This window comes from Kibdelosporangium banguiense, assembly GCF_017876405.1.
GTDB classification, from domain to species: domain Bacteria; phylum Actinomycetota; class Actinomycetes; order Mycobacteriales; family Pseudonocardiaceae; genus Kibdelosporangium; species Kibdelosporangium banguiense.
Window position 1 is genome coordinate 4,996,727 of sequence record NZ_JAGINW010000001.1, and the last position, 24,486, is coordinate 5,021,212.

At 67.6% G+C, this 24,486-nt stretch carries 26 protein-coding genes; 15 read left to right on the forward strand and 11 right to left on the reverse strand.

Features of this window, described 5'->3' with window-relative positions:
* Window positions 1-60: 60 nt before the first annotated feature.
* On the forward strand, window positions 61-3,696 hold the full coding sequence (locus tag JOF56_RS23680; RefSeq protein WP_209641694.1) for an ATP-binding protein: 3,636 nt from the start codon (window positions 61-63) through the stop codon (window positions 3,694-3,696).
* Between the two features lie 31 nt (window positions 3,697-3,727).
* On the opposite strand, the gene JOF56_RS23685 is transcribed toward JOF56_RS23680, so the two are convergent.
* Together JOF56_RS23685 and JOF56_RS23690 are read right to left on the reverse strand one after the other, a co-directional pair.
* Window positions 3,728-4,630, reverse strand: a complete 903-nt coding sequence (locus tag JOF56_RS23685; protein ID WP_209641696.1) for a CU044_5270 family protein — start codon at window positions 4,628-4,630, stop codon at window positions 3,728-3,730.
* Complete coding sequence (locus JOF56_RS23690) at window positions 4,623-5,210, reverse strand: RNA polymerase sigma factor (protein WP_209641698.1); 588 nt, start codon at window positions 5,208-5,210, stop codon at window positions 4,623-4,625. The genes JOF56_RS23685 and JOF56_RS23690 overlap by 8 nt, the downstream gene beginning before the upstream one ends.
* Window positions 5,211-5,359: 149 nt before the next feature.
* Here JOF56_RS23690 and JOF56_RS23695 point away from each other — a divergent pair, with 149 nt between their 5' ends.
* The gene (locus tag JOF56_RS23695; RefSeq protein WP_209641699.1) at window positions 5,360-5,920 is read left to right on the forward strand and encodes a TetR/AcrR family transcriptional regulator; all 561 of its coding nucleotides are present in this window, start codon (window positions 5,360-5,362) and stop codon (window positions 5,918-5,920) included.
* Between the two features lie 51 nt (window positions 5,921-5,971).
* Window positions 5,972-6,832, forward strand: coding sequence for an SDR family NAD(P)-dependent oxidoreductase (locus tag JOF56_RS23700; RefSeq protein WP_209641701.1), 861 nt, complete (start codon window positions 5,972-5,974; stop codon window positions 6,830-6,832).
* Here JOF56_RS23700 and JOF56_RS23705 read toward each other — a convergent pair.
* Genes JOF56_RS23705 through JOF56_RS23720 form a run of 4 tightly spaced genes read right to left on the reverse strand, consistent with a single transcriptional unit; the run spans window position 6,779 to window position 10,115 of the window.
* Entirely contained in the window at window positions 6,779-7,408 is a 630-nt protein-coding gene (locus JOF56_RS23705) for a LysE family translocator (protein WP_209641703.1), read from the reverse strand. The genes JOF56_RS23700 and JOF56_RS23705 overlap by 54 nt on opposite strands.
* 51 nt (window positions 7,409-7,459) lie before the next feature.
* Window positions 7,460-8,545, reverse strand: a complete 1,086-nt coding sequence (locus tag JOF56_RS23710) for a heparan-alpha-glucosaminide N-acetyltransferase domain-containing protein (protein WP_209641704.1) — start codon at window positions 8,543-8,545, stop codon at window positions 7,460-7,462.
* A 37-nt stretch (window positions 8,546-8,582) separates the two neighbouring features.
* Window positions 8,583-9,788, reverse strand: a complete 1,206-nt coding sequence (locus JOF56_RS23715) for an RNA polymerase sigma factor (RefSeq protein WP_209641706.1) — start codon at window positions 9,786-9,788, stop codon at window positions 8,583-8,585.
* A 9-nt stretch (window positions 9,789-9,797) separates the two neighbouring features.
* Window positions 9,798-10,115 carry an ArsR/SmtB family transcription factor gene (locus tag JOF56_RS23720; protein ID WP_209641708.1) on the reverse strand — a complete coding sequence of 106 codons (318 nt, stop codon included), beginning with the start codon at window positions 10,113-10,115 and terminating at the stop codon, window positions 9,798-9,800.
* Between the two features lie 75 nt (window positions 10,116-10,190).
* Here JOF56_RS23720 and JOF56_RS23725 point away from each other — a divergent pair, with 75 nt between their 5' ends.
* Window positions 10,191-11,375: an MFS transporter gene (locus tag JOF56_RS23725; RefSeq protein ID WP_209641711.1), complete on the forward strand. Its 1,185-nt coding sequence runs from the start codon at window positions 10,191-10,193 to the stop codon at window positions 11,373-11,375.
* Window positions 11,376-11,382: 7 nt separating this feature from the next.
* On the opposite strand, the gene JOF56_RS23730 is transcribed toward JOF56_RS23725, so the two are convergent.
* The gene (locus JOF56_RS23730) at window positions 11,383-12,183 is read right to left on the reverse strand and encodes an FHA domain-containing protein (RefSeq protein WP_209641713.1); all 801 of its coding nucleotides are present in this window, start codon (window positions 12,181-12,183) and stop codon (window positions 11,383-11,385) included.
* Between the two features lie 113 nt (window positions 12,184-12,296).
* Here JOF56_RS23730 and JOF56_RS23735 point away from each other — a divergent pair, with 113 nt between their 5' ends.
* Window positions 12,297-12,674 (forward strand): nuclear transport factor 2 family protein, encoded by a 378-nt coding sequence (locus tag JOF56_RS23735; protein ID WP_209641715.1) that lies wholly within the window; start codon window positions 12,297-12,299, stop codon window positions 12,672-12,674.
* Here the strand turns inward: JOF56_RS23735 and JOF56_RS23740 are convergent.
* A complete protein-coding gene (locus tag JOF56_RS23740; protein ID WP_209641718.1) occupies window positions 12,671-13,207 on the reverse strand; it encodes an RNA polymerase sigma factor in 537 nt (178 codons plus the stop codon). The two genes, JOF56_RS23735 and JOF56_RS23740, sit on opposite strands and share 4 nt — an antisense overlap.
* Window positions 13,208-13,322: 115 nt before the next feature.
* Here JOF56_RS23740 and JOF56_RS58165 point away from each other — a divergent pair, with 115 nt between their 5' ends.
* On the forward strand, window positions 13,323-13,835 hold the full coding sequence (locus tag JOF56_RS58165) for an AfsR/SARP family transcriptional regulator (protein ID WP_281065475.1): 513 nt from the start codon (window positions 13,323-13,325) through the stop codon (window positions 13,833-13,835).
* Complete coding sequence (locus JOF56_RS58170; protein WP_307855226.1) at window positions 13,832-14,788, forward strand: AfsR/SARP family transcriptional regulator; 957 nt, start codon at window positions 13,832-13,834, stop codon at window positions 14,786-14,788. Before JOF56_RS58165 ends, JOF56_RS58170 begins: the two co-directional genes overlap by 4 nt.
* 25 nt (window positions 14,789-14,813) lie before the next feature.
* Here JOF56_RS58170 and JOF56_RS23750 read toward each other — a convergent pair whose 3' ends face one another.
* On the reverse strand, window positions 14,814-15,716 hold the full coding sequence (locus JOF56_RS23750) for a TIGR03564 family F420-dependent LLM class oxidoreductase (protein WP_209641719.1): 903 nt from the start codon (window positions 15,714-15,716) through the stop codon (window positions 14,814-14,816).
* A gap of 90 nt (window positions 15,717-15,806) precedes the next feature.
* Here JOF56_RS23750 and JOF56_RS23755 point away from each other — a divergent pair, with 90 nt between their 5' ends.
* Both JOF56_RS23755 and JOF56_RS23760 read left to right on the forward strand, forming a co-directional pair.
* Complete coding sequence (locus tag JOF56_RS23755; RefSeq protein ID WP_209641721.1) at window positions 15,807-16,328, forward strand: TetR/AcrR family transcriptional regulator; 522 nt, start codon at window positions 15,807-15,809, stop codon at window positions 16,326-16,328.
* Complete coding sequence (locus tag JOF56_RS23760; protein ID WP_307855227.1) at window positions 16,321-17,505, forward strand: CaiB/BaiF CoA transferase family protein; 1,185 nt, start codon at window positions 16,321-16,323, stop codon at window positions 17,503-17,505. The genes JOF56_RS23755 and JOF56_RS23760 overlap by 8 nt, the downstream gene beginning before the upstream one ends.
* On the opposite strand, the gene JOF56_RS23765 is transcribed toward JOF56_RS23760, so the two are convergent.
* Together JOF56_RS23765 and JOF56_RS23770 are read right to left on the reverse strand one after the other, a co-directional pair.
* Window positions 17,498-18,262 carry an ion channel gene (locus JOF56_RS23765; RefSeq protein WP_307855228.1) on the reverse strand — a complete coding sequence of 255 codons (765 nt, stop codon included), beginning with the start codon at window positions 18,260-18,262 and terminating at the stop codon, window positions 17,498-17,500. The genes JOF56_RS23760 and JOF56_RS23765 overlap by 8 nt on opposite strands.
* Before the next feature lie 15 nt (window positions 18,263-18,277).
* The gene (locus JOF56_RS23770) at window positions 18,278-18,463 is read right to left on the reverse strand and encodes a hypothetical protein (RefSeq protein WP_209641732.1); all 186 of its coding nucleotides are present in this window, start codon (window positions 18,461-18,463) and stop codon (window positions 18,278-18,280) included.
* A gap of 70 nt (window positions 18,464-18,533) precedes the next feature.
* Here JOF56_RS23770 and JOF56_RS60745 point away from each other — a divergent pair, with 70 nt between their 5' ends.
* The 6 genes from JOF56_RS60745 to JOF56_RS23800 all read left to right on the forward strand — a co-directional run bounded on the left by JOF56_RS60745 (window position 18,534) and on the right by JOF56_RS23800 (window position 24,404).
* Window positions 18,534-18,830: an SH3-like domain-containing protein gene (locus tag JOF56_RS60745; RefSeq protein ID WP_209641734.1), complete on the forward strand. Its 297-nt coding sequence runs from the start codon at window positions 18,534-18,536 to the stop codon at window positions 18,828-18,830.
* The gene (locus JOF56_RS60750; RefSeq protein ID WP_209641736.1) at window positions 18,811-19,074 is read left to right on the forward strand and encodes an SH3-like domain-containing protein; all 264 of its coding nucleotides are present in this window, start codon (window positions 18,811-18,813) and stop codon (window positions 19,072-19,074) included. The genes JOF56_RS60745 and JOF56_RS60750 overlap by 20 nt, the downstream gene beginning before the upstream one ends.
* A complete protein-coding gene (locus JOF56_RS23785) occupies window positions 19,071-19,661 on the forward strand; it encodes a nitrile hydratase subunit alpha (protein ID WP_209641738.1) in 591 nt (196 codons plus the stop codon). The genes JOF56_RS60750 and JOF56_RS23785 overlap by 4 nt, the downstream gene beginning before the upstream one ends.
* A 67-nt stretch (window positions 19,662-19,728) precedes the next feature.
* Window positions 19,729-20,286 (forward strand): superoxide dismutase family protein, encoded by a 558-nt coding sequence (locus JOF56_RS23790; protein WP_209641740.1) that lies wholly within the window; start codon window positions 19,729-19,731, stop codon window positions 20,284-20,286.
* 54 nt (window positions 20,287-20,340) lie between these two features.
* Window positions 20,341-20,766 (forward strand): YbaB/EbfC family nucleoid-associated protein, encoded by a 426-nt coding sequence (locus tag JOF56_RS23795; protein ID WP_209641741.1) that lies wholly within the window; start codon window positions 20,341-20,343, stop codon window positions 20,764-20,766.
* A 35-nt stretch (window positions 20,767-20,801) separates the two neighbouring features.
* Complete coding sequence (locus JOF56_RS23800; protein WP_209641743.1) at window positions 20,802-24,404, forward strand: BTAD domain-containing putative transcriptional regulator; 3,603 nt, start codon at window positions 20,802-20,804, stop codon at window positions 24,402-24,404.
* Window positions 24,405-24,486: the final 82 nt, after the last annotated feature.

Sequence of the window (24,486 nt, forward strand, 5' to 3'; positions counted from 1 at the left end):
GGCCGTTCCGGAAAGGCTTGACCCGGCGGTATCCTCTTGTCTCGATCCGGGGGTGTGGGTATGGCGGCGGAGCTAGTCGAGTCCTTGCGTGTGCAGGTGCTCGGACCGGTGACCGCCTGGCGTGGAGAGCAGCCACTCGATCTGGGGTCGGGCCGTCAGCGGGCTGTCTTCGCAGCTCTGGCCATGCGAGCCAACCGGGTCGTGTCCCGCGAGGAGCTTGTTTCCTCGGTGTGGGGCGAGAATCCGCCCAGCGGTGCCAGCGGCAGTCTTTATACGTACGTCTCGCGGCTGCGGCGCGTTCTCGAGCCCGATCGGTCGCGGTGGTCCGGTGGTCAGACGCTGGTCTCCGAAGGCTCGGGGTACTCACTACAGCTTGATGCTGATCACCTTGACGTTGTTGAGTTCGACCGGCTCAGGGAATCTGCCAACGAACTGTGGAACCGCCGGGACCTCACGTCGGCCCGTGCCGCCATGGACGCGGCACTGAAGCTGTGGCACGGCGAAGCACTCGCCGGGATCCAGGGCCCGTTCGCCGCATTGCACCGCAAACGACTCGGCGAGCTGCGACTGGCCGCGCTCGAACGGCGTGCCGAGATCATGCTGGCCGCCGGTGACATCACCGGTGCCGTGACCGAGCTCTACCGCCTGGCCGGCGCACATCCGTTGCGAGAGTCGTTACGCGGCTTGCTGATGACGGCCCTGCATCGCGGTGGCCGGGACGCGGAAGCGCTTGAGGTCTACGAAGAGACCAAACAGATCCTGATCGAGCAGCTGGGCATCGAGCCGGGCGCGAACCTGCGCCGGGTGTACGGCGAGATCGTGGCCAGGCCAGCACCGGCCGCACCCCCGCCGCGGACGCCGTCGCTCGCCAAGCTGGCTCGTCCGGACGTATTCGTCAACCGGTCGAACGAACTCTCCGCCTTGCGTGGACGGCTTGCCGACGTGCTGCACGGCGCGGGCTCGGCCGTCTGGGTCGAGGGCGAGTCGGGGATCGGCAAGTCCGCGCTGCTCGCGGCGGCCTTGGGCGACGCCGCCGACCGCGGCGGCCAGTTGCTGTGGGCCGCAGGCGACGAGGTCGGCCGCCGATTTCCGTTGGGGCTCATCCTGTCCTGCCTCGGTGTGGACTCGCGGTCGGCCGACCCCCGGCGGGCCGAGGTCGCCGAATCCCTGCGGGCGGGGGAGTCAGGCCAGCAGCCGAGCTGGCAGCCGGAGGATCCGCTGCTGGCCGCCGTGGAACAGCTGGTGGACCTGGTCGAGCAGCTGTGCGGGGACGGCCCGGTCGTCCTGGTGCTCGACGACTTGCAGTGGGCCGATGACGCCAGCCTGCTTGTCTGGCACCGGCTTGCCCGGATGACCCGGCAGTTGCCGTTGCTGCTCGTCGGCTCGTGCCGGCCGGCGCCCCGGCGGGCCGAGCTGGACCAGATCCGGTCGGTGGTGTCGGTCTGGGCCGGGGAGCTGATCTCCCTGGAGCCGTTGGACGAGGCGGGCACGGCTGAGCTGGCGGGCCGTCTGCTCGGTGCGGAGCCGGGTGGGACCCTGCTCGGCCTGACCGACTCCGCGGCCGGCAACCCGTCGTTCATCCGGGAGATCGTGCAGGCGTTGGTCCGGGACAAGGCGATCACGATCGCCAACGGGATCGCCGACGTCGGCGACATGGACTGTGAAGGGCTGACCGAGGCTCAGCCCGCGTTGGCCTCCGTGGTCACACGGCGGACCGGTCACCTTGCCAACCTCACCAAGGACGCGTTGCGGTGGGCGGCTTTGCTGGGCGTCGAGTTCGACCTGGGCGACCTGGCCACAGTGATGATCCGGCCGGCATCCGAGCTGATCAGAGCGGTCGAGGAGGCCTCGGCCGCCGGGGTGCTGCGGGAGGCCGGGCAGCGGTTCGCGTTCCGGCATCCGCTGGTACGCCGTGCGTTGTACGAGGCGATGCCGGAGGCCGTCCGGATCGCCCTGCACAGGCAGGCCGCCGAGACCTTGGACGAGGCCGGTGCGCAGGTGTCGCTGGTGGCCGCCCAGTTGCAGGGTGCGGGCGTGCCGGTGGACGCGTGGGTCACCAAATGGCTTGTGGCCAACACCAACGCGGTCGCCCGGCGGTCGCCGACCATCGCGGCAGACCTGTTGTCGCACGCGGTCACCAGCCCTGGCCTGCGTGATGAGGCCCGCGAGACGCTCACCGCGCGGCTTGCCCGGGTGCAGTTCTGGCTCGGCCGCAGGCCACAGACCGAGGCGCGGTCCGTGCTGGCGATGACAGGCGATCCCGAACGCGCCGCTGAAATGCGACTGGTACTCGCGTATCTGGACTACCTCGGGCACGACAACGCCCGCGCGATCGAGGCGCTCGACCAGGTGATCGGCGACCCGGACGTGCCTGAGCACTGGCGGGCCCGTCACCAGGCGATGCGCGCGATGGTCGAACGCAGCGGCCTGGACGACCCGGCGGCCGCCGAGCCGGCCGCGCAGGAGGAACTGGCGAACGCGCTACGGGCCAAGGACGGGTTCGCCATCGCCCAGTGGTCGCAGTTCCTCTGGCAGATCTCGTCGATGCTGCGCAAGCACGCCGCGGCGCTGGACTACATCAACGCCGCGATCTCGGCGATCTCCGGCCGCCCGGAACTGGGCGACCTGCTGCTGAGCATGCTCGACAACAAGATGTTCACCCTGCAGAACCTCGACCGGCTCGACGACGCCGACCAGAGCCTGGACGCCGCCCGCCACCTGGTCACCCGGCTGAACCTGCCCACCGGCCCGCACATCGCCGCGGCCGTGCACTACTACTGGCTCGGCCGGTGGGACGAGGCACAGGCCGAACTCGACTCGGTGATGCAGGACGGGCCGGAGATCACGTTCTACGGACTGCGTCAGCACGGCGTGATCCGGTTGCTGTACGGGACGGCCGCGTTGATCGCCGCGCACCGCGACGACTCGGTGAGGTTGGAACGACACCTCAAGATGGGTGCCGGCCAGTCGAAACCCACGCCGGAAGCCAAGGAGAGCAGCGACTTCCTGCTGATGGCCGAGGCGCTGGCCGCCGAGCAGCGGGGCCGGCCCGACGAGGCGCTCAAGCTGCTGAGACCCGTGCTGGACCCGGGTTACTCGCGGATGATGTTGCGCCACCAGTGGTTGCCGAAGGTCGTCCGGCTCGCACTGGACCAGGGTGACCGAGAGCTGGCTCTGTCCGCTTTGGACGTCTGCGTGGCCGAGGCCGAAATGGAGCTTCAGCCGGCGCGTGCGTCGGCCGCCGTGCAATGGTGCCGTGGGCTGATCGAGTCGGATCCGGGTGAACTGCTGACTGTCGCCAAGCACTACTCCGTGACAGGCCGGAAGATCGAGTACGGCATGGCCTCGGAGGACGCGGCGGTCTTGCTGGCCGCGGACCGGCGGATGGACGAAGCGCGTAAAGCCCTGCACGAAGCGATGATCGTCTACAACGAGCTCGGCGCGGCCTGGGACGCCCGCCGGGCGGAATCCAGGATGGCACCGTTCGCGCTGCAGCCTGTGGTGGTGCCACAAGGCCCTCTGTCCAAAACGGAGTCCAGGGTGGCCGCCCTGGTCGCCGCGGGCTGGCCGAACGCCGACATCGCCGTCCAGCTTTCGTTGTCCCGCAGCACAGTTCAGCTGCACATCTCCCGGATACTGCGCAAACTCGGCGTCGACTCCCGCCTGGCCGTGACTCGTCGCCTGCTCGACTCGTGAGTGGCCGGACGGGCCACTCACGAGTCGCCAGTCAGGGGCGCTGGCCGACCTTGTCCACAATGGCCATGGCCATCTGCGCCTCGTTCTTGCGGTAGCCGAGGTAGGCGTAGGTCTTGGCGTCCACGATGAAGTCGCCGGAGTAGCCGTCCTTGTTCCAGCCGATCTGGATGCCCTGGCGGCCGGCCGCGTCCGTCACGCCAGGTGTCGCGGTGAGGCCTTCGATCTTGGTCGCCGCCTCGAACAGCGCCGCGCGCGACTGCGGCCGCATGTAGATGCTGCTCAACAGGAAACTGATGTCCTTGGCCGTGGAGTTCAGGCTGGCGTTGCCCTTCCGCAGATACTTGATCATCCCGGCCGCGTCGGTGGGCAGATCCGGCCGGTAGGCGGGATTCGGTTCACAGTCGTCGGTCTTGCCAGGCAGCAGGTCAGGGCCTTTGTAGACAGCCATCTTGCCGTTGCGGCAGCCGGGCACCGGCATGTCCTCGCCGGTCTGCATCTTGAACAGGCCGTCATGGGTGCCGTCGACGGAGAACCAGTCCTCGCGAACCGACCCGTTCTCGAACTGTGTCTTGATGTAGACGAACTGGTCCGAGCGGGGCGTGATGTCCTTGGTCTGCAGGGCGCTCGTCGCGGCCAGGCGCAACACCTGCACCGGGTCGTCGTTCCTGGCCCCAGTGACCCCGCCGGTGTTCTCGCCGGTGTTTCGGGCTGGACCGCTGACGTTTTCGGTGCCGCTGTGGCTCGGCGGGATCAGGGCGAAGACCGCGAAGATCGCCGCTGCCATTGCGGCGACAGCCGCGCCGTAGATGGCGAACCGCTTGCGGGCCTTGGGCTTGGTCTTGGCGAGCAAGGCCGCGCGGGCGGGCGCGAGGTCGTTGCGTGTGGCCAGGGGAGTGCGGTCACCCAGCTCCCGGAGCAACTGCATCTCATCCATGGGTCCTGATCTCCTTCTGCTTGCGCTGCGGCACTTCGAGTACTTCACGGACCTGCTTGCGGGCCCGGTTGAGTCGTGACCGGACTGTCCCGACCGGAATGTCCAGCGCCATGGCGACCTGGTCGTAGGTCAGCCCTTCCCAGGCGACCAGCAACAGCACATCTCGGTCCCCAGTGGACAACTCGGCCAGCGCGGTACCGAGCAACTGGCCCATCGCCTGGGCCGCGACCTGCGCGACCACTCGCTCGGCATGCGAGGCCACATCGGGTTCGGGGCTGATCGCGTTGCGTAACCGCAGCTGTTTGGCCTCGTCCCGGCGATGCTGGCCGACCAGGTTCGTCGCGATGCCGTAAAGCCACGGCCGGGCGTCGGTCCGGTTGTGGTCATAGCGTTTCCGTTTGCCGAACGCGACAAGGAACGTCTCCGCGACAAGGTCGTCAGCTGCTTGCAGGCCCAGCCGCCGCGCCAGATACCGGTGCACATAGGGCGCGTGCCGGTCGAAGATCACGGCGAACTGGTCGGGATCCCGCAGCGAAGCCTGGACTATCGCCGCGTCATCCCGGTCATCTGTCGGAATCAATGAACCACCTTTCGCGGGTGCGGACGCTCACCTGCTATCCGTCAGACGTGCGAAAAGAGTTCACGAGCCGGCAACGAGTCATGCAACACACCTCCGCGGTTTCCGTCTGCCGGAATCGGGATCGGCCAGGTTGCCGTTAACCTGGGTGTGTGACGTTGCGTGCCGATGCCTTGCGTAACCGGGAACGGTTGCTCGATGTCGCGCGCCAGGAACTGGCGGGCGGGAACGTGGCCCTGCAGCTCAACGATATCGCGCGCAAGGCCGGTGTCGGGGTGGGCACGGTGTACCGGCATTTCCCGACGCCGCAGGCGCTGCTCGAGGCACTGGTCGGTGAGCAGCTCAACCAACTGGTCGAGATCGCCCGGCAGGCACTGGCGATGGCCGACATCCAGGCGGCGTTCACGTTCATGCTGCGCAGCACGTTCGATATGTTGCTGTGCACAGACGGTGGCCTGTCCGTCGTGATGCTGGCGATCGAGGACGCGGACTGTGGCACCACGCGCGCCAAGGACGAGCTGGGCGTTCTTACCGCTGAGCTGCTGCGAAGGGCCCACGAGGCCGGGGTCGTGCGCCGGGACCTCACCGCGGCGGACGTCCGCAACCTCGTGTGCGGAGTGGAGCACGCCGTCCGGACGTGGCCCGACGGCGACCAGAACCGCTCTGCGCGCTACCTCGACGTGCTCATTCAGGGTCTCCGGCAGAGCGGATAGGTCATCCGTTTTCTGGTAGCCTTCCGGGCACGTCATCCGGAAGGAAGCCCTGTGACCAAGACCGTGATCATCACTGGTGCGAGTGCCGGTATCGGTGCGGCCGCCGCGCGCAAGTTCGCGAAGCTGGACGTGAACCTGGCCGTGATCGGCCGGTCCAGGCAGAAAACCGAGGCCGTGGCGAGCGAGACCGGCGCCAAGCCGTACATTGTGGACTTCAGCAGCCTTGACGACATCCGCAGGCTCGGCGACGAACTGCACGCCGAGTATCCGGTGGTCGACGTGCTGGCGCACAACGCCGGGCTGATCGCCAAGACCCTGACGCTCAGCAAGGACGGCTACGAGCTGACGTTCCAGGTCAACTACTTGGCGCCGTTCCTGCTCACGGCCTTACTGCGCGACCGGTTGGAAGCCTCGGCGGACGCACGGGTCGTCTCCACCGCCAGCGCCGCGCACATGTACGGCCGCATCGATCTCGACCGGCTGACGCAGGCGCCCGAACGTTACAGCGCGATGCGCGTCTACGGCACGTGGAAGCTGGCGAACATCCTTTTCACGCAGGAACTTGCCAGTCGTGCCAAGGCGACCAGCGTCACGGCGAGCTCGTTCCATCCCGGTCCGGTGGCCAGCGACTTCTTCCGGAACAACCGGGTTCTCCGGGCGCTCGTCGGTTCACCGATCGGCAAGCTCGCCCTCGTGACGCCGGACAAGGGCGCCGACCCGTTGCTGCACTTGGCAACCGTGCCCGACGCCCAGTCCGTCAACGGCGCCTACTTCGACAAGATGCGCCGGAGCAGGCCCCGCAATGCCCAGGCGAAGGATCCCGAATTCACCCGTCTGCTTTGGGACCGCACCGCCGATCTACTGGGAGTCGGCGACCAGGCGGACAGCAAGCGCCCCGAAGATCGCGGCTGACACCCGGTCCAGCCGGCGCCGGATGGCCGGCCGCCGCATCAGCAGCTCCGACAGCGCACCGGCGACGAAACCGACTGTGCCGTCGACACTCAGCCCCACGACGATCAACACCGCGCCCAGCACCAGGAACTGGATCCACGCGGCCCAGCCGCCGGGCGTGATGAACTGCGGGAAGAACGCGAGGTAGAACAGGATCACCTTGGGGTTGGCCAGGTTCGTCAGCACGGCCATCACGTACATCTTGCGCAGGGATCGAGTCTGCACCGGCACTTCAGGTGCGGTGACGGCCTTGCGCGAGGCTCGCCACGTGGTGATGGCCAGGTAGACCAGGAAAATCGCGCCAAGGATGCGCAACGTGTCCAGCACGGCCGGTGCGGCGGCCAGCAACGCGCCCAGGCCTGCGGCAGCGGCGACCGTGTGCACGGCGAGGCCGGTGGACATGCCCAGCGCGGCGATGACACCGGCCCGCCTGCCCCGGGTGATGCCGTTGGCGATGATGAACATCATGTCCGGCCCGGGAGCGAGGCTGATCACGGCACAGGCCACCGCGAACGCCAGGAGGATTGACGGTTCCATCCAGGCATCCCAGCACAACGCCACCGACCGCCGCACGGTATTTACCAGCGGCTATTCCGGCTGGAAACCGCGGGTGACCGGTCGCTGGGAAGGGCGCAGTGCAATCCACTTCGTCAGGCCCGCGAGCCCGTATTCGAGCGGCCCGCGACGGAAGAACGTCATCCACACCGAGGCGAACACCATCGCGCCGACGATGTGCGAAACGAGTTCCCAGCCGGGCGGGATGTCGATGTCGAGCTCCATGATCAAGGCGATCACCAGCAGGTGCCCGGTGTAGATAGACAGTGGCATCGCTCCCACCGAGGTGATCGGCCGGGTCAGCCGGGGCAGCCGTCGCGCGAGGGGCAGGGCACAGGCCAGCACGGTAATGGCGACACCAAGCGCCCCAACGATTTCAAACGACGTGTCGCTGTGCGGCGAGGACTGCAGCAGCCAGGACGTCTGGTCACGCCTGGGCCGGCCGGACTCCCCGGCCACGGCTCTGGCGACCGAGCCGCCGCCGTACCCCAGCACGATCATGACCGGTCCGACGATCGCGAGCCGGAGCCGTGTTCGCGCCGCGTTCAGATCGAGCCGGCCCAACCCCATGCCTGTCAGCACATACGCCATCCACGCCGCAGCCGGGTAGTAGCCGGTCAGCAGGAACTGCAGGGCTCCTTCGCCACTGAAGTCCTCCAGCGGGTCGCCCCAGGTCCACCAAGTGCCCCGGGCCAGCATCGAGAACACCGGCCCGATCAACCCGATCACAGCGGCCACCGAGAACAACGCCGGTGCGCGCAGACGCAGAAACGGCAGTGCGAGCAGGAAATAAACTCCGTAGTAGGCGAGAATGACCGCGACCGGTGTTTTCATCAGGGTGAGGAATGTGCCGAGCGCGATCAGTACGATCGCCCGGATCGTGATCCTGACCCCGTGCCGCCAGGTCGCGTCCGGCTGCTGGCGGCCGGTGATCAATGCCAGTGACAGGCCGGCGAGAGTCGCGAACAGAACCGACGAGCGGCCATGGGTGAGTTGCATCAGCGGGGCGATCAGGCCGCCGTCGTTCGGGTCCGGCCCGACGTGCGCGGCGAACATGCCGAACACAGCCAGTCCTCTGGCCAGGTCGACTCCGCCTAACCGGCCCTCGCGTCCTGTCACGCCGTACAGGATCTCCCATCAGGCTGTGTGACGCCTGTCAGCTGTCCTGTTCTGTCATCAAGTTCTCGCGCTTGCGGCGCAGATGTTCGCGTTCGGACGAGTTCGACGCGCGGTCGATCGCGGAGTCGTAGGCCTGCAAGGCTTCCTCGATGCGGTCCAGCCGCCGCAACAGGTCCGCGCGGATCGCGTGGAACAGATGGAACTTGTCCATCCTGAGCTCGTCCACCAGGACGAGCGCGGCGGCCGGACCGTCGACCTCGGCGACCGCGACGGCCCGGTTGAGCGCGACCACCGGAGTCGGCGTCAGGGCGTAAAGCTGGTCGTACAGCTGAAGAATCTGCGTCCAGTCGGTCGGCGGCTCGCTGTGCACGGCGTTGATCGCGGCCTGGATCTGGTACGGCCCAGGCTGATTGCGCCGCACACAGTCCCGCACGATCGCCATGCCCTCGGCGAGCAGGTCGTCGTCCCATTGCGAGCGATCCTGGTCGGCCAGCAGCACGATGCCGCCGTCCGGCCCGGTGCGGGCCGCACGGCGGGCCTCGATCAGCAGCATCAACCCGAGTAGTCCTCGCACTTCAGGCTCTTCGGGCAGCAGGCCGGCCAGCACCCGGCCGAGCCGGATCGCCTCGGCGCACAGGTCCTCGCGGACGAGCCGGTCGCCGGAACTGGCCGTGTAGCCCTCGTTGAAGATCAGGTAGACCACCGCGAGCACGGATCTCAGCCGCATCGGCAGATCAGCCTCGGCGGGCACGCGGTACGGAATCCCGGCGTCACGGATCTTGCCCTTTGCCCTGACCAGGCGTTGGGCCATGGTCGGCTCGGGGACGAGGAAAGCGTGCGCGATCTCGGCGGTCGTCAACCCGCCCAGCAATCTGAGCGTCAACGCGACCTGCGCGGGCACGGCCAGCGACGGGTGGCAGCACGTGAAGATCAGCCGCAGCCGGTCGTCGCTGACGGCGCCTTCGTCCACCGGCTCGCCCTGGGCTTGCAGCAAGGCCGCCTGGGCGTGTCGGTCGGCCCTGGACGACTCCCTGCGCAGCCGGTCGATGGCGCGGTTGCGGGCGGTCGTGATGATCCATCCGGCCGGGCTCGGTGGCACGCCGGTCTCCGGCCAGCGCCGGACCGCCTCGGCGAACGCGTCCTGGACCGCCTCCTCGGCGATGTCGATGTCGCCGAAGATCCGGACCAGCACAGCGACCGCGCGCCCGTACTCCTCGGTGAAGACACGCTCAATGTCGGGCACGCACGTAAATTAGCGCGGCGCGGCAAGGATCCCGTCGAGCAGACCGGGGTAGAGCGCGTCCATGTCGGCACGCCGCAGCGTGGTGATCCGGGTCGTCCCTTCCGGACGGACCCGGATCACACCGGCTTCACGCAGGGTCCGCAGGTGATGTGTGCGGGTGGACTTGGTGACCGGCAGTTCGATCGCCCCGCACGCGACCCCGGTGCCCAGCTCGGCCAGTGCACGCACGATCTGCAGCCGCACCGGGTCGGCAAGCGCGTGCAGCACCGCGTCGATACGGATCTCGTCGCGCTCCGGGTGGGGCAGGGGGTCGGCCATGACGTCCATAGTACGAGATCTATCGTAGTTCGATAAAAGTCGTAGTACGGTTTTGGTTGAACGAAACCTCTACTGGGGAGTGACATGTCGCCTCGGACCTACCTGCTGGCCGCCGGCGCGTTCGCCGTCGGGACGAGCGGGTACATCGTTTCTGGTGTTCTACCTGCGGTAAGTCATGATCTGAACGTCTCGGCGGCCACGGCCGGACAGCTGGTGACCGCGTTCGCCATCGCGTACGCGATCGCCTCTCCGCTGCTCGCCGCCGCCACTGGCCGGTGGGAGAGGCGGCGGCTGCTCGTTGTCGCGCTGCTGGTCAGCGCGGCGGGCAACGTGATGGCGGCACTTGCACCGACTTACGAGCTCTTGCTCGTGTCTCGCGTCGTGAGCGCGTTGGGTGCGGCCGTGTTCACGCCCGCGGCCACGGCCGTCGCGACGATTCTCAACCCTCCGGAGCGTCGTGGCCGCGCGGTCGCCATGGTGTTCGGTGGGCTGACGTTCGCGCTGATCCTGGGGGTGCCAGCTGGCAACTTGGTCGGTGGCAGCATCGGCTACCAGGGCGTCTTCGCGTTGGTCGCGCTTGTGTCGCTGCTGGGTGCCGTGGCCGTGCAGGTAGGTATCCCCGTCATCGCGGCGCCGCCTGCGGTCGGACTGCGGGACCGTCTCGCCGCAGCGCGTGACAGCCGCGTACTGATGATGCTGGCGATGACCGTGCTCGCCTGCCTCGCGGCGTTCAGCGTGTTCACGTACATCGCGCCGTTGCTCACCGAAACCGCTGGTGTGCACGGCACGACCATCAGCTTGCTGCTGTTCGTCTACGGCGTCGGTGGCGCGATCGGCAACTCGCTCGGCGGCCGTATGACCGATCGGTACGGCAGCGGCCGTCCCTTGCTGGTCATCTTCACTGTTTTCATTGCGGTTCTGGCGACTTTGCCGCTGACCGCGGTCTCCGCGGTGAGCGCGGGTGTGGTGTTGTTCGTGTGGGGCATGTTCACGTGGTCGGTGAACCCGCCGATCCAGAACTGGCTGATCGAGCTAGCCCCGGCCAACAGCGGGCTGGTGCTGTCGCTCAACGCGTCCGCCATCTACCTGGGTGTCGGATTGTCCGGCGTGTTCGGCGGTGTGGTGATCAGCTCCGCCGGACTGCTCGCCCTGCCACCGATCGCCGCGGCCGTGGCCGCGATCTCGCTGGTCCTGTTGTTCCTCAACACCAGGCAGTCCGCCGTGGAGCCGGTGCTGAGCGAGGCGGTGCTCGAAAAGGCGGCGAGGTGATGTCCATTTAGGACGCTGGGGACTCGCCGAGCAGGAGCAGGTCCTCGGGCATCAGCGTGGTGTTCTCCAGCAGAGCCTGGATGAGATTGTGGTTCAGGGCGTTGCCGACGGGTTCGCCGACGCCGTCCTCCCGGATGATCCCGGCGATCGGTTTGCTCGCCTTCGACAGCCGCTCCCGGACGCTCGCCACGACGTTCGCGGTCGTCTTGGCGTTCCACTCCCGGCTGCCGGGCAACCGGTTGAGGTCGTCGGCGACCTGTTTCCACGACACCGGCTGCGGGTGGCGTTCCTGGCGGAGGTATCGCTGCGCCAACGCCGTCAACACCAGCCGTTCGGTGTCGCTCAGGTCGTACGTGGACGGAGCCTTGGTGATGCCGCGCGGCTCGCCGTTGTCCCCCGACCGGTTGGCGCCGACCACATGCACCTCGAGCAGGTGCGACCGGCGGCGGGATTCCCCGATGAACAGCGGGGTGTAGCCCTCCTGCATCTGCAACTCGTGGCCGGACAACAGCAACGACTCGCCAGGCAGCTGGATCGGCAGCCTGCCTTCGTTGCGCATCCACCACTCCCGGCCGTCGCAGACGATCACCCCGTGCAACCGGCTGACATACGGGTCGTCGGCCCCGATCGGCACATGCACGTCATCCTTGCCACGCCCGAACAGCAACGTGAACTTCCGCGGCGGCACGGCATAACCGCCGTCCGCGGCCAGCACAAAGATCGTGCCAGGCGGCGCGACCGGCACCCCGCCAGCGAGACTACGCATCGAAGCAGGCAGGACCTGCGGTACGAAATCCCTGACAGTCACTTCCCGCTCCCCTCCATCACCTGCAGCCGAGTATGCGCGTCACCGCCCGGGACCGGTCCCCGCCGCCAGGGCGTAAGCCGAAAATGTCGGAGGGCCCTGTCAGTATCCCGGCCATGGAACCAGTCGAGGTAGTACGAGAGTTGTTGGACCGGATCGAAGCTCGGGACTGGCCCGCGGCGGGGCAGTTGCTGGCGGCGGACGTGGTGGTGGAGTGGCCGGTCACGGCGGAGCGGATCGCCGGCCGCGACAACTTCATCAGTATCCAGGCCGAGTACCCGGAAGGCTGGTCCATCCGCCCGATCCGGATCTTCGGCTCGGGTGAGGACGTCGTCTCCGAGATGGACGTGCCCCACCGCGACCTGGGCGAATTCCGGGCGGCCTCCTTCTGGAAGGTGCGCGACGGCAAGATCGTCGAAGGCCGCGAGTACTGGACCAGCCCAGGCTCGGAGGAGCCCCCAGCCTGGCGAGCCAAGTTCACTGAACCCGTCTAGGCGAGTAAGGCTGCGATGACGGGGGTGCGGCGGACTCTGGCCAGGCAGCGTTGCCTGGTCGGGCCGATCGCGCCGATGGGCATGCCGAGGCGAGTGCTGATCACGGTGTACGGCACCGGTGGGTCGCAGAACAGCAGCGCCAGCAGTAGCTGGTCGCGGTCGGACAGCTGGCTGAGGGCCTCGCGCAGCGCGGTGCGGCGTTCGTCGACCAGTAGGTCGGCGTCCGGCCCGGGATCCGGGCATTCGATCTCGGTTGTGTCCGGGATCTGGCGGTTGCGGTCGCGTAACAGCTGCAGGCATCCACGGCGGGTGGTGGTGGCGATCCAGCCGGGCAGGGCCTCCGGGTTCCGCAGCGAGTGCAGGTTGGCCACCAGCCGGGGCCAGACGTCGCCTTCGATGTCCTGGGCGTCGGCTCCGGTCACGCCGAGTCCCCGGCATACCGCGAAGACCAAGGACCGGTATCGGCGTACGAGCGCGTTCCACGCTCCTTCGTCGCCTCGCGAAGCACTGTCCACAAGAGCCTGTACGTGCATGGCCGCCTCCCCTGAAGGCCTGGTGCTCTCAACGGGTTCACGATTTCGCCACGCCCTGCCCGTGGACCTTGCGGCGCAGGTCAGCATCAAGCTCTGAGACCGCAGAGGGGCCTGTATGGAGTTCCGGCTGTTCGGGGAGGTACAGCTACAGGCTGCGGGGAAGCTGCTCGATCCGGGCACCCCACGGCAGCAGGCCGTGCTGGCCGCACTTGTCATCGACGCGGGCCGCCCGGTGGCCATCGAGACCCTGATCGGCCGGGTCTGGGACGAAGCCCCGCCAGTCGAGGCCCGTAACGTCCTGTACTCCCATCTCAGCCGGATCCGGCAACTGCTCAAGCGGGCCGGGGACACGGCCACACTGGACCGTCGCCAGGCCGGGTACGTGCTGGACGTGGAACCGGACTCAGTGGACATGCACCGGTTCTGGCGACTGGTCGAGCAGAGCGGCGACGATGAGGAAAAGTCAACGGCGTTGACGGCCGCGTTGAGCCTGTGGCGAGGCACGCCGTTGGCCGGGGTCCCAGGCGAGTGGGTCGAGCAGGTGCGGGATCGCTGGCTCCGGCGACGGCTGGACGCGCTGGTCCGCTGGGGGGAGGTCCAGTTGCGGCTGGGCCGCCCGGCCGCGTGATCGATCTCTTGCCTGACCTGGTGGCCGAGTATCCGTTGGCCGAGCAGCTCGAAGTCGTCCTGATGCGGGCGTTGCACGACGCCGGCCGGGACGCGGAAGCGCTCGACCGGTTCGCCGCGATCCGGCAGCGTCTGGCGGACGAGCTCGGCGCCGATCCGGGGCCTGAGCTGCGCGCGCTGCACTGCGCGATCCTGCGGGGCGAGCTCCCGGCTGAGCAGTCGTACAAGCCCGCGCAGCTGCCGCCGGATGTCTACGGTTTTGCTGGGCGTGATGAGCACATGCGCAGTCTCAGCGGGCTGTCCGGGGCGAGGATCGTGGTGGTGTCCGGGACGGCCGGAGTCGGCAAGACTTCGCTTGTGGTGCACTGGGCGCACCGTGTTCGCGCACAGTTCCCCGACGGCCAGCTGTACCTCAACCTGCGGGCAGACCGGCGGGTGCTGGTGGTGCTGGACAACGCACGTGACGCCGAGCAGGTCCGGTCGCTGCTTCCTGGGGCGCCGCGATGCCTGGTCCTGGTCACCAGCCGCGACCTGCTGACCGGTCTTGTCGCAGAAGGCGTGCACCCGTTGATATTGGACCTGTTCGACGAGACTGAGGCGCGTGTCCTGCTGGCCAGTCGTATTGGCGCGCAACGGGTCGCGGCGGAGCCGGAGGCGGTCGCCGAGATCATCCGGTTGTGCGCCAGGCTTCCGCTGGCGCTGGCCGTCGTGGCCGCCCGGGCCGCGACCCACCCGGGCTTCCGCCTGGCCGCGCTGGCAGGGGAACTCGCGACCGGCCTCGACGAGTTATCCGGACCGGATCCGGCCACCGACCCTCGTGTGGCCTTCACGCCGGAGAAAGCCGACCTGCTCCTCAGGTTCGACGCCGAGGTGTCCCAGGACTCCACCGGCGAGTCGGACAGCAGGAAACGCAGCCACATCGCGGGTTATGTGACCAGAACGATCACCCCATGAATGCTGTGCATCGTTTCGATGCCGTTCATGCACGTGTCCCTGGCATTGCCCGCGACGCGAGGGCGCTGAACACCTTCATGGTGCGGTCCTGTTCCTCGGCGGTTCCATAGGGCGCCGCGACGAACTCCGTGACGCCTGCGTCGCGCAGCCGGTCCACCTGCCGCCCGACGCTGTCCTCATCGCCAACGATCACCACATCCTGAGGTCCCGCAACGCCTTCACGCTCGAACACCGCGCGATACTCGGGAACCTGACCGGCCATCGCGAACTCGGCCCCGATCCTGTCCCGGACAACGGCTTCCTCATGGGTGACGCAGGCCAGCAGGCCGGCGACAACGCGCGGCGACCGAGCGACCTTGCTGATCGTGGGCACGATGTGCCCGGCGAGCGTCCTCGCCCCGGTCATCCACGTGACAGTTCCGTCGGTGAGTTCACCGGCGAGCCGGAGCATCGCCGGGCCCATCGCGGCGAGCAGTACTGGCGGCGGCTGCGCGCCAGGCACCTGCACTGTGCCGGCCGCAGTGAGAGTCTCGCCCTGATGAGAGACGCTTTCGCCGCGTAGCAACGGATTCAGGACCTCGAGGTACTCCCGCATTCGCCGTGCGGGCCGGTCGGCGGGCAGCCCGAACATGGTTTCGACCATGGCGCCGATGCCTGCCCCGATGCCCAGCGTCAGCCGGTTACCGGTGGCAGCCTGCACGCTCAACGCCTGGCTCGCCAGCACCAAGGGATGTCGTTGCGGGGCCGGGATCACGGCGGTACCGAGGCTGATTCCGGGGACGTGGCCGAGCGCGGTGAGGGTGACGAGCGCGTCCCAGCCGAGGGCCTGCCCGGACCACACACTGCTGAACCCGGCCTGGGCCTGGGCGGTCATCTCGGCCAGAGTCGCAGGTCCACGCACGTCACCGACGAACAAACCGATCTTCATGAGTACTCCGGAAGATTAAGTGGGGTGGCACCCCAGTTATGTCGACTACGATACGGAGGGCCACCCCGGTTAGCAAGGTCGGAGGAATCGATGCGTGCGGACGCCCGCCGGAACTACGACCGGCTCGTGGCCGTGGCCAGCGCTGTTGTCGCTGAGCAGGGCGCCGAGGCGTCGCTTGAGGAGATCGCACGCCGCGCCGGCGTGGGCTCCGCGACGCTGCATCGGCACTTCCCGGGCAGGTATGCCCTGCTCGACGCGGTGTTCCAGGATCGGGTAGACGCGCTCTGCGCGAAGGCGGCGGACCTGCTTGATGATCCATCGCCCGGGGAAGCGCTCGTGACGTGGCTGCACGCGGTCGTGGCGCACGCCTCGGCGAATCGAGGGCTCGCGCCGTTCTTGATCAAAGGCGCCTCGGCGCACACGAAAATCGTTGCCGCAGGGGAGAAGCTGCTCGCAAGAGCTCGGCAGGACGGCACCGTGCAGCCGGATATCGACATTGTCGAGCTGCTGACCCTGGTCAATGCCGTCTCGCTGGCCGCGGAACACCTTCATGGCCAGGCCGATCGGCTGCTGCGGTTGGTTGTCGACGGAATCAGGAGGCAGGGTGGCTGATCTTCCGCTTACCGGAATCACCGTGGTCAGCGTCGAACAGGCGGTGGCGGCGCCGTTCGCGACCAGGCAACTGGCTGATCTCGGGGCCCGGGTGATCAAGGTGGAACGCCCGGACGGCGGCGATTTCGCCCGCCGTTACGACACCACTGTGGACGGTCAGTCCAGCTATTTCGTCTGGCTCAACCGGTCGAAACAGTCGCTGACCCTCGACCTGAAGTCACCGCGCGGGCGTGAGATCCTCGATCAGCTGGTGGCCGGTGCCGATGTGTTCGTGCAGAACCTCGCGCCCGGCGCGGCGAGCAGGCTCGGTTTTGACCCGGCGACCCTCGCGGCCAAGTACCCGCAGCTCATCACATGCACGGTCTCCGGCTACGGCGAGGGGCTGTGGGCCGATCGGAAGGCCTATGACCTGCTGGTTCAGTGCCAGACCGGGCTGGTGTCGTTGACCGGCACGCCTGAGGGCGCGGCTCGGGTGGGCATCTCCGTGGCCGACATCGCGGCCGGGATGTACGCCTACTCGGGAATTCTCACCGCGCTGTTCACCCGTGCGACAACGGGAATCGCCCGTTCGGTTGACGTGTCGCTGTTCGATGCCCTGGCCGAGTGGATGGGGCAGCCCGCGTATTACACCCGTTACGGTGGAACTCAACCTCCGCGTGTCGGCACCCAGCACGCCACAATCTCGCCTTACGGTGCCTATACGGCCGCCGACGGCAAGGACGTGCTCTTCTCGATTCAGAACGAACGCGAGTGGATCTCGCTTTGCCGGCAGTTCCTGGGCCGGCCGGAGCTGATCGACGACCCGCGTTACGCCACCGGCTCAGCCCGTGTCGCGCACCGTGACGAGGTCAATGCCATTGTCGCCCGGCGGTTCAGCGAGATCGGCAGCGACGAGGTGATGTCCTTGTTGGACAGTGCGGGGATCGCCAACGCGGGAGTCAACTCGGTCCAGGAGTTCCTGGAGCACCCGGTGCTCACTGAGCGTGGCCGTTGGCAGGACATCGGCATTCCCGGTTCGCAGGTACAGGCGATGCTGCCGCCGGTGAACCTCGCCGGAGTCACCGCCCGGATGGATCCCGTGCCTGCTGCCGGTGAGCACACCGAGCTGATTCTCACCGCGCTCGGCTACAGCGCGCAGGACATTCGCGACCTGCGTGCGGAGGGGATCATCAGCTGACCGGCCGTGGCGGGCTGGGCTCCTGATCCGACAGCTGCCTGCGCAGCTCGCGGATCTCGGCCTGCAGGGTGCGCAGCTCGGCCCGCAGATCGTCCGACTCCTGCTGGATGGCGCCCTCGAGGTTCTCGTCCGCGGCCCGGATGCGTTCCAGCAGCCAGGACGCGATCATGCCGGTGATCACACCGAGCAGGGCGATCCCGCCGATCATCAGGCTGGCCGCGACCAGGCGGCCCTCCCAGGTCGTGGGGTAGACGTCGCCGTAGCCGACGGTGGAGATGGTGGTCAGCGTCCACCACAGCGCCTTCGGGAAGGAATCGATCCCCGCGTCGGGATTGCTGCGTTCCGCGTCCAGCACGGCCAGTGCCGCGCAGAAACTCACCAGCACGGTGACGATGGCGACGTAAATGGCCACTCGCCCACGAAATGCCGCCGATGCCTGTCGATTAAGGACACGTAACACCGTGACCAGACGCAATACCCGCAGCTGGCGGACCATCGGCAAAGCCACGGCCAGCAGATCGAACAGATGGCGCCAAATGAAGCGAATCTTGCGTTCGGCCAGGGCGAGCCGGATCAGATATTCACCCGCGAACACGACCCAGATGACCCACAGCACGATCTCCAGACCCAGGTGCAGCCACTGCGGCCGGCTGACGTGCAGCACCTGCCAGGCGTAGGCGATCAGGAACGCGACCGCCAGGGCGGCCATCGGCCACTCGGTGCGTCGCTCCCACGTGGACAGTCTCGGTTCTTCCACGCGGCCATCTTCGCACTACCGGCGGGGCCGGCACCTCACAATCAGGCCAAGCCCGATGACCATCGCCGACGGTCCGGTGATCCACGCGTACACGTAGTCGAGCTTGCTGCTGACCACCGTGAAGAAGATCGCGGTGGTGAAGATGAACGCGAGCACCGCGGAGAGTGTCAACGCTTCACGGACCCGAGACCTGACCGGCATTCGCTCAGGCTACCCCATGAATGCCCGCCGAAAGCACTCACATCTTCCCAGAATGAAATACGGTGTCACCATGAGCCGAATCAACGACGTCGGCGGGATGGAAGGTTTCCCGCCGATCTTCGTCGAACCGGACGAACCGCCCTTTCACTCCGACTGGGAGGCGCATGTCTTCGCCCTCAACAGCGCCCTGATCCGCCAGGGGATCTACAACCTGGACGAATTCCGCGATGCGGTAGAAAGCATCCCGCCCGGCGAGTTTCTGGCGGCCTCGTATTACGAGCGGTGGTTCATGGCGATTTCGGCCCTGCTGGTGCGCAAAGGCGTGGCCACCGCGGAGGAGATCTCCGGTGAAGTTCACGAAGGGTGATCAGGTTCGGACGAGCCGCGCCGACCCGCCGCACCATACGCGGGTTCCCTTGTACGCACGTGGTCACGTGGGGACAGTCGTGGAGCTCCAGGGCTCATGGCCACTTCCCGATGACCGGTCGCGCGGCCTTCCCGCCCAGCCGCAGCCGGTGTACACGGTGCGGTTCGCCGCGCGGGACCTGTTCGGGGCGGGCGACCACACGGTGACGTTGAGCCTGTGGCAGGACTATCTGGAGCCGTTGTGAGCGGTGATCACTCGGATCTGGGCATCGCGGCCCGGGTCAGGCACGTCGAAAGCCTGCTGGAACAGCGTGGCCTGATCGACCCGGGCGCGCTCGACGAGGCGCTGGCGGCCTTCCTGTCCCGGGCCTCACCCGCCAACGGCGCGCGGATCGTCGCGCGAGCCTGGCTGGACCCCGAATTCCGAGCCCGGCTGCTGGCCGACGCCGGCGAAGCCCTCACCGAGCTGGGCCTGTCGATGAGCGGCGGCCTGCAACCTCAACGCCTGCAGGTCGTGGCCAACACTCGGACCTCACACAACGTGGTCGTGTGCACGCTCTGTTCCTGCTACCCGATCGCTCTGCTCGGGCCCTCGCCGACCTGGTACAAGAGCGAGAGTTATCGCTCACGGGTCGTCCGCACACCGCACGCGGTGCTGGCGGAATTCGGCTTGCACCTGGACCCGTCCGTCGAGATCAAAGTCTGGGACGCCAACGCGGAAACCCGCTACCTCGTGCTCCCACTCCGCCCGCCGGGCTCCGACGGCCTCGGCGAAAAGCAACTAGCCTCGCTGGTCACCCGCAACGGCCTGATCGGCGTGGCCCCAGTCTGACCGCGTGGCCGTTTCGTGGCACTATCCACAGTGGAATCCAAGACGGAGTCCAAAGTGGAGGAGAAACATGCGTTACCTGAGCCTGGCCGCGCTCGCCCTGGCCGGAGTCCTGCACGGTGAGGCCGCGTCGGCCGACACCCCCACGCTGCGGCTGACCACCGCCTCCTCCAGGATCCAGTCCTACAAACCAGGCGCGACCGGCGTCACCTACGACCAGAAGCTGGCCCCGGCAGGCGCCCAGCTCTCGGTCTTCGCCTTCTCCAGCTCCCGGAGCACCACGGTTGTGCTCAACACCCGGGGCCTCCTGCCCAAACGCGAATACGGCGCCCACGTGCACGTCAGCCCCTGCGGCCAGGCCCCCACCGACGCGGGCCCGCACTTCCAGAACAAGAAGGACCCGATCCAGCCCTCGGTGAACCCCGCCTATGCCAACCCCCGCAACGAAATCTGGCTCGACTTCACCACCGACCGCCAAGGCGCCGGAGCCGCCATGGCCACCGTCCCCTGGGGCTTCAACAACCGCGACGCGTCCTCAATAGTCATCCACGCCACCCACACCCACACGGTTCCAGGCCAGGCCGGTGCCGCGGGCGCTCGCCTCGCCTGCCTGACCGCCGACTTCTGACCTGCGCGATCAACAACGGCCAGGGCACGGCAAGAGTCAAAAGGGCAGCAGGGCGTGAGCGTTGCGGGCAGCTTGCTTGCGGCGGCCGGACCGCTCGTTTACTACTCGGAAGATCCTGTTCACGTGACAGTGAGGGAGCTCCCTGTGCCCACTTCCTCTTCAGGTCAGGAAATCGACCGCAGACTGGCCGAGATGGCGGTTTCCGCGACCGCGCCACGGCAGATCGTCACCATTACGGTCGGTCAGTACGGTCAGGTCATTGATGTTCAGTTCCCGTCGGGTGCCTACCGGACGTTGCCGCCCGCTGATCTGGCGAGCGCGCTTATACAGACTTTACGAAAGGCGCAGGCGCGAGCACGTGAAGAGGTCGCGATTCTGATGGCGCCGATGACGCCACCGCATTTCGACGCCACCGGCGCCCAGCTGACAGCGCCGACGCAACCCGATGAGAGCGGGATCTTCCAGAAGACGACGCACTGAGTATTTTGATCTCTCACACCGGGTAACCTGGGCCGGTGTCGCAGCTACGCGTCCGGTTGCTGGGCCCGGTGTGCGCGCTCGTGGGGGATACCGAGGTGGAACTCGGGCCGCCCCGGCAACGGGCCGTGCTGGCTGTACTGGCACTTCGTGCAGGTCAGGTGGTCTCCCGGACCGGCCTGATAGAGGCTGTCTGGGGCCGGAAACCGCCGGCCAGCGCGGCGAGTGCGGTGTATCTCTACATTTCCACTCTGCGCAGGACTCTCGGCGGGAACCGGGATCTTCTTTCCTCTTCGGACGGTGGATACACCCTGCACCTTTCGGCTGACGACGTCGATATCGCTGTTTTCGACTATTTGTGCTCGCAGGCTGCGGTATCGGCGTCGGCCAGGCATTACCGGGATGCTGTGCGCACATTGCGGGAAGCGCTGGCTTTATGGCGCGGAGAGGCGTTCGCCGGTATTCCTGGGCCATTCGCCGACCAGGAACGCATCCGGCTGGCGGAGTCCCGGATGCGCGCGGTGGAGGCATTGGCCGCGGCCCGGCTGGAATTGGGCGCGCACGTCGAGCTGGCCGCGGAACTCGGCACCCTGGTACAAGATCATCCATTGCGTGAGCCGCTCCGGGAGTTGCTGATGATCGCGCTCTCCCGCAGTGGGCGGCACGCCGAAGCCCTGGACGTCTTCCAGGAGACGCGCGAGACGCTCCGGCGTGAGCTCGGCACTGAGCCAGGCGTGGCGTTGCGTACCTTGCACGCAAGAATTCTCGCTGGTGACGAAGCGATCAGCGCACGTAACGAAGCGCCGCTCTCAGTGATGCCCCCGCACGTCGCGGCGATCGCGCAGAGCACGTCGCGGCTGTTCGTCGGGCGTACGGACGAGGTCGCGAAGGTGCGTGCTCGGGTCGCAGACGTGCTCGCCGGCCGCGGCGGGATGGCGTGGATCGAGGGTGACCCCGGGATCGGCAAGTCCGAGCTGCTGATCGAGGCACTGGGAGACGTGCAGGCGCGCGGCTGCCAACTCGGCTGGGCCATCGCTGACGAGCCGGACGTGCGGTTCCCGCTCCGGCTGATCTTGGAATGCCTGGGCATCTCGGTGAAGTCGCCGGACACCGACCGGGCCGAGCTCGCGCGCCAGCTGCGGACCGACCGCAGAACCGACGACAGTGACCCGGTCTCCGCCGCCGTGGACAGGATGTTGGCACTGGTGGACCGGATGTGCGCGCACGGCCCCGTCGTGCTCGTGATCGACGATCTGCAGTGGGCCGACGAAGCTTCGGTGCATGTGTGGCGCCGGTTGGCGGCCGCGACACGTCAATTGCCGTTGCTGCTGGTCACGTGCGCCCGTACCGGTCATGGCCGGGCGGAGCTCGACCAGCTCCGGGCCAGGGCGACACTGGTCGTGCTGGAACCGTTGCCGCCCAACGATGTCGAGTCGCTGACCGGGAGCCTGGCCGGCGGCCGTCCGGGCAGACTCCTGCGCCGGGTGGCCGACAGAGCCGGTGGAAACCCGCTCTACCTGCGGGAAATGGTTCGTGGGTTGGTGCGTGACGATGCCGTTGACCTGATCGACGGGGTCGCGCACATCGATCAGGCCCAGGTTGAGACCGCGCCGCGCTCGCTCGCCGCAGCCGTGGAACGGACTTGTGGTGCGTTGCCGCAACGCACGCATGAGGTCTTGCGCTGGACGGCTGTGCTTGGGCCGGAGGCAACGCTCGCGAATGTCGTCGCATTGACTGGCCAGGCGGCCGACTCGCTGCGTTCCGCGTTGGCCGAGGCTGTGGACGCGAACGTGGTTTTTGATGAAGGGCCACGGCTGGTGTTCCGGCATCCGTTGATGCGGGAGGCGATTCTCGGGAACATGCCTCTGCCGGTGCGCGGAGTGCTGCATCGGGAAGCGGCGAGGGTGCTCGCGGCGGGAGACGCGCCGCCGATCCGTGTTGCTGAACAGTTTGTGGCCGCACTGTCGAGATTGGAGCCATGGGTCGCGGACTGGCTGGTTACGCATGTCACGGAGGTCGCCAACCACGCTCCGCTGATCGCCGCGGATCTCCTGGAAGCCGTGCTCGGGACGATGAGTGGCCGCGATCCGTCGCGCGAGGTGTTGCTCGCCGCACTTGTTCGTGTCCTTTTCAGACTGACCCGTGACTCGGAAGCGCGGGCCAAACAAGCGCTTGCGGCTTCCACGGATCCTGTTCGTACCGAGGAGATGCGGCAGCTGCTCGCCGCGATCATCTATCGCAACGGCAGGCGTGCCGACTCGATCAGGACGCTGACCGGATCCGAAGTGGACCCCGCGGTGCCGCAGGAGTGGGTGCAGCGGCGGAAGTTCCTGCTGGCGCACCTGGTCCGTGACGTCACCGATGTGGATGCCGCCGAGGTCCAGGCGATCTCGGCGTACACCGAGGCGGTCGCCAACGGCGAGGCCGGTCTGGTCGCGCACGCCCTGCAGACCCGCTGGATCGTCGACACCGTCCGCCGGGATCACGAGACCGCGCTGCAGCGGATCGACGACGCCATCGACAAGGTCCGCGGCAGAGCGGAATTTGCCGGAATGCAGTTCAACCTGCTGGACAACAAGCTGTTCACCCTGCAGAACCTGGACCGGATGCAGGACGCGGACGCGACCCTGCGAGCGGCCACCGAGCTGGTGCTCGAACACCGTCTGCCGGTCGGCCCGCAGGTTTCCGCTGCCGTGCACCACTATTGGACAGGCAGATGGGACGAAGCCCTGTTCGAGCTGGACGCCATCACCGAGGACGGCCCGGCCATCACGTACGCCGGCCTGATGGATGCCGGGCCCGCCGGTTTGCTGCTGCACGGCGTGTCCGCGTTGATCGCGGCTCGGCGTGACGACCGTGCAGCCTTGGCCGAGAACCTGGCAGCGGCCGAGCGCTACCTGGTGATCACCGACTCCGAACGGGAAAGCTGCGATTTCCTGTTGGCAGCAAGGGCATTCGCGGCAGTGCAGCGCGGAGACGTGGCCGGTGCGCTGGTGGAGTTCGCGCCTGTGCTCGACCCAGCCTACGCGGAAATGATGTTGCGGCACCAGTGGTTGCCCGATGTCGTGCGGCTGGCATTGGACATCGCCGACTTCGCCCGCGTCGAGGAGGCGCTGGCCGTAGCCGAAATGGAAGCCGCTCGCGAACTGGTGCCCGCTCGCGCGTACGCCGCCCTGCATCGATGCCGCGCTCTGGCCAAGGGCGACCTCGACTCCGCACTGACCGCCGTCGAGCACTACAGGCTCGTCGGCCGACCAGTCGAACTGGCGCACGCCCTCGAAGACGCCGCAGTCCTGCTGGCCGCCGACAACCAGCGTGACCAAGCCATCGCCGCCTACGCCGAAGCCGTCCAGACCTTCGTCGCCCTCGGCGCCCGCTGGGACAGGGCTCGCGCCAAGGTCCGCCTCGCCCAATCCGGCATCGGCGAGCCCCTCCACGCCATCCCCGGCGGCCGGACCAGCAGCTGGGGAACCCTGTCGGAAGCGGAGCAGCGAATAGCGGACATGGTCGCCAACGGCCTCTCCAACCCCGACATAGCCACCCGCATGTCCCTGCCCCGCCGAATAGTCCAGGCCCATGTCGTCCAGATCATGAACAAACTAGGCGTGGCCTCCCGCTCCCAGATCAACCGCGCTTCCTGAGAAAATGGCCTCCGGCCCCCGGAATCCAGGCTGGATTCCGGGGGCCGGAGGCGCCCCCTCCCTCGGGAATTGCCGGATTGCC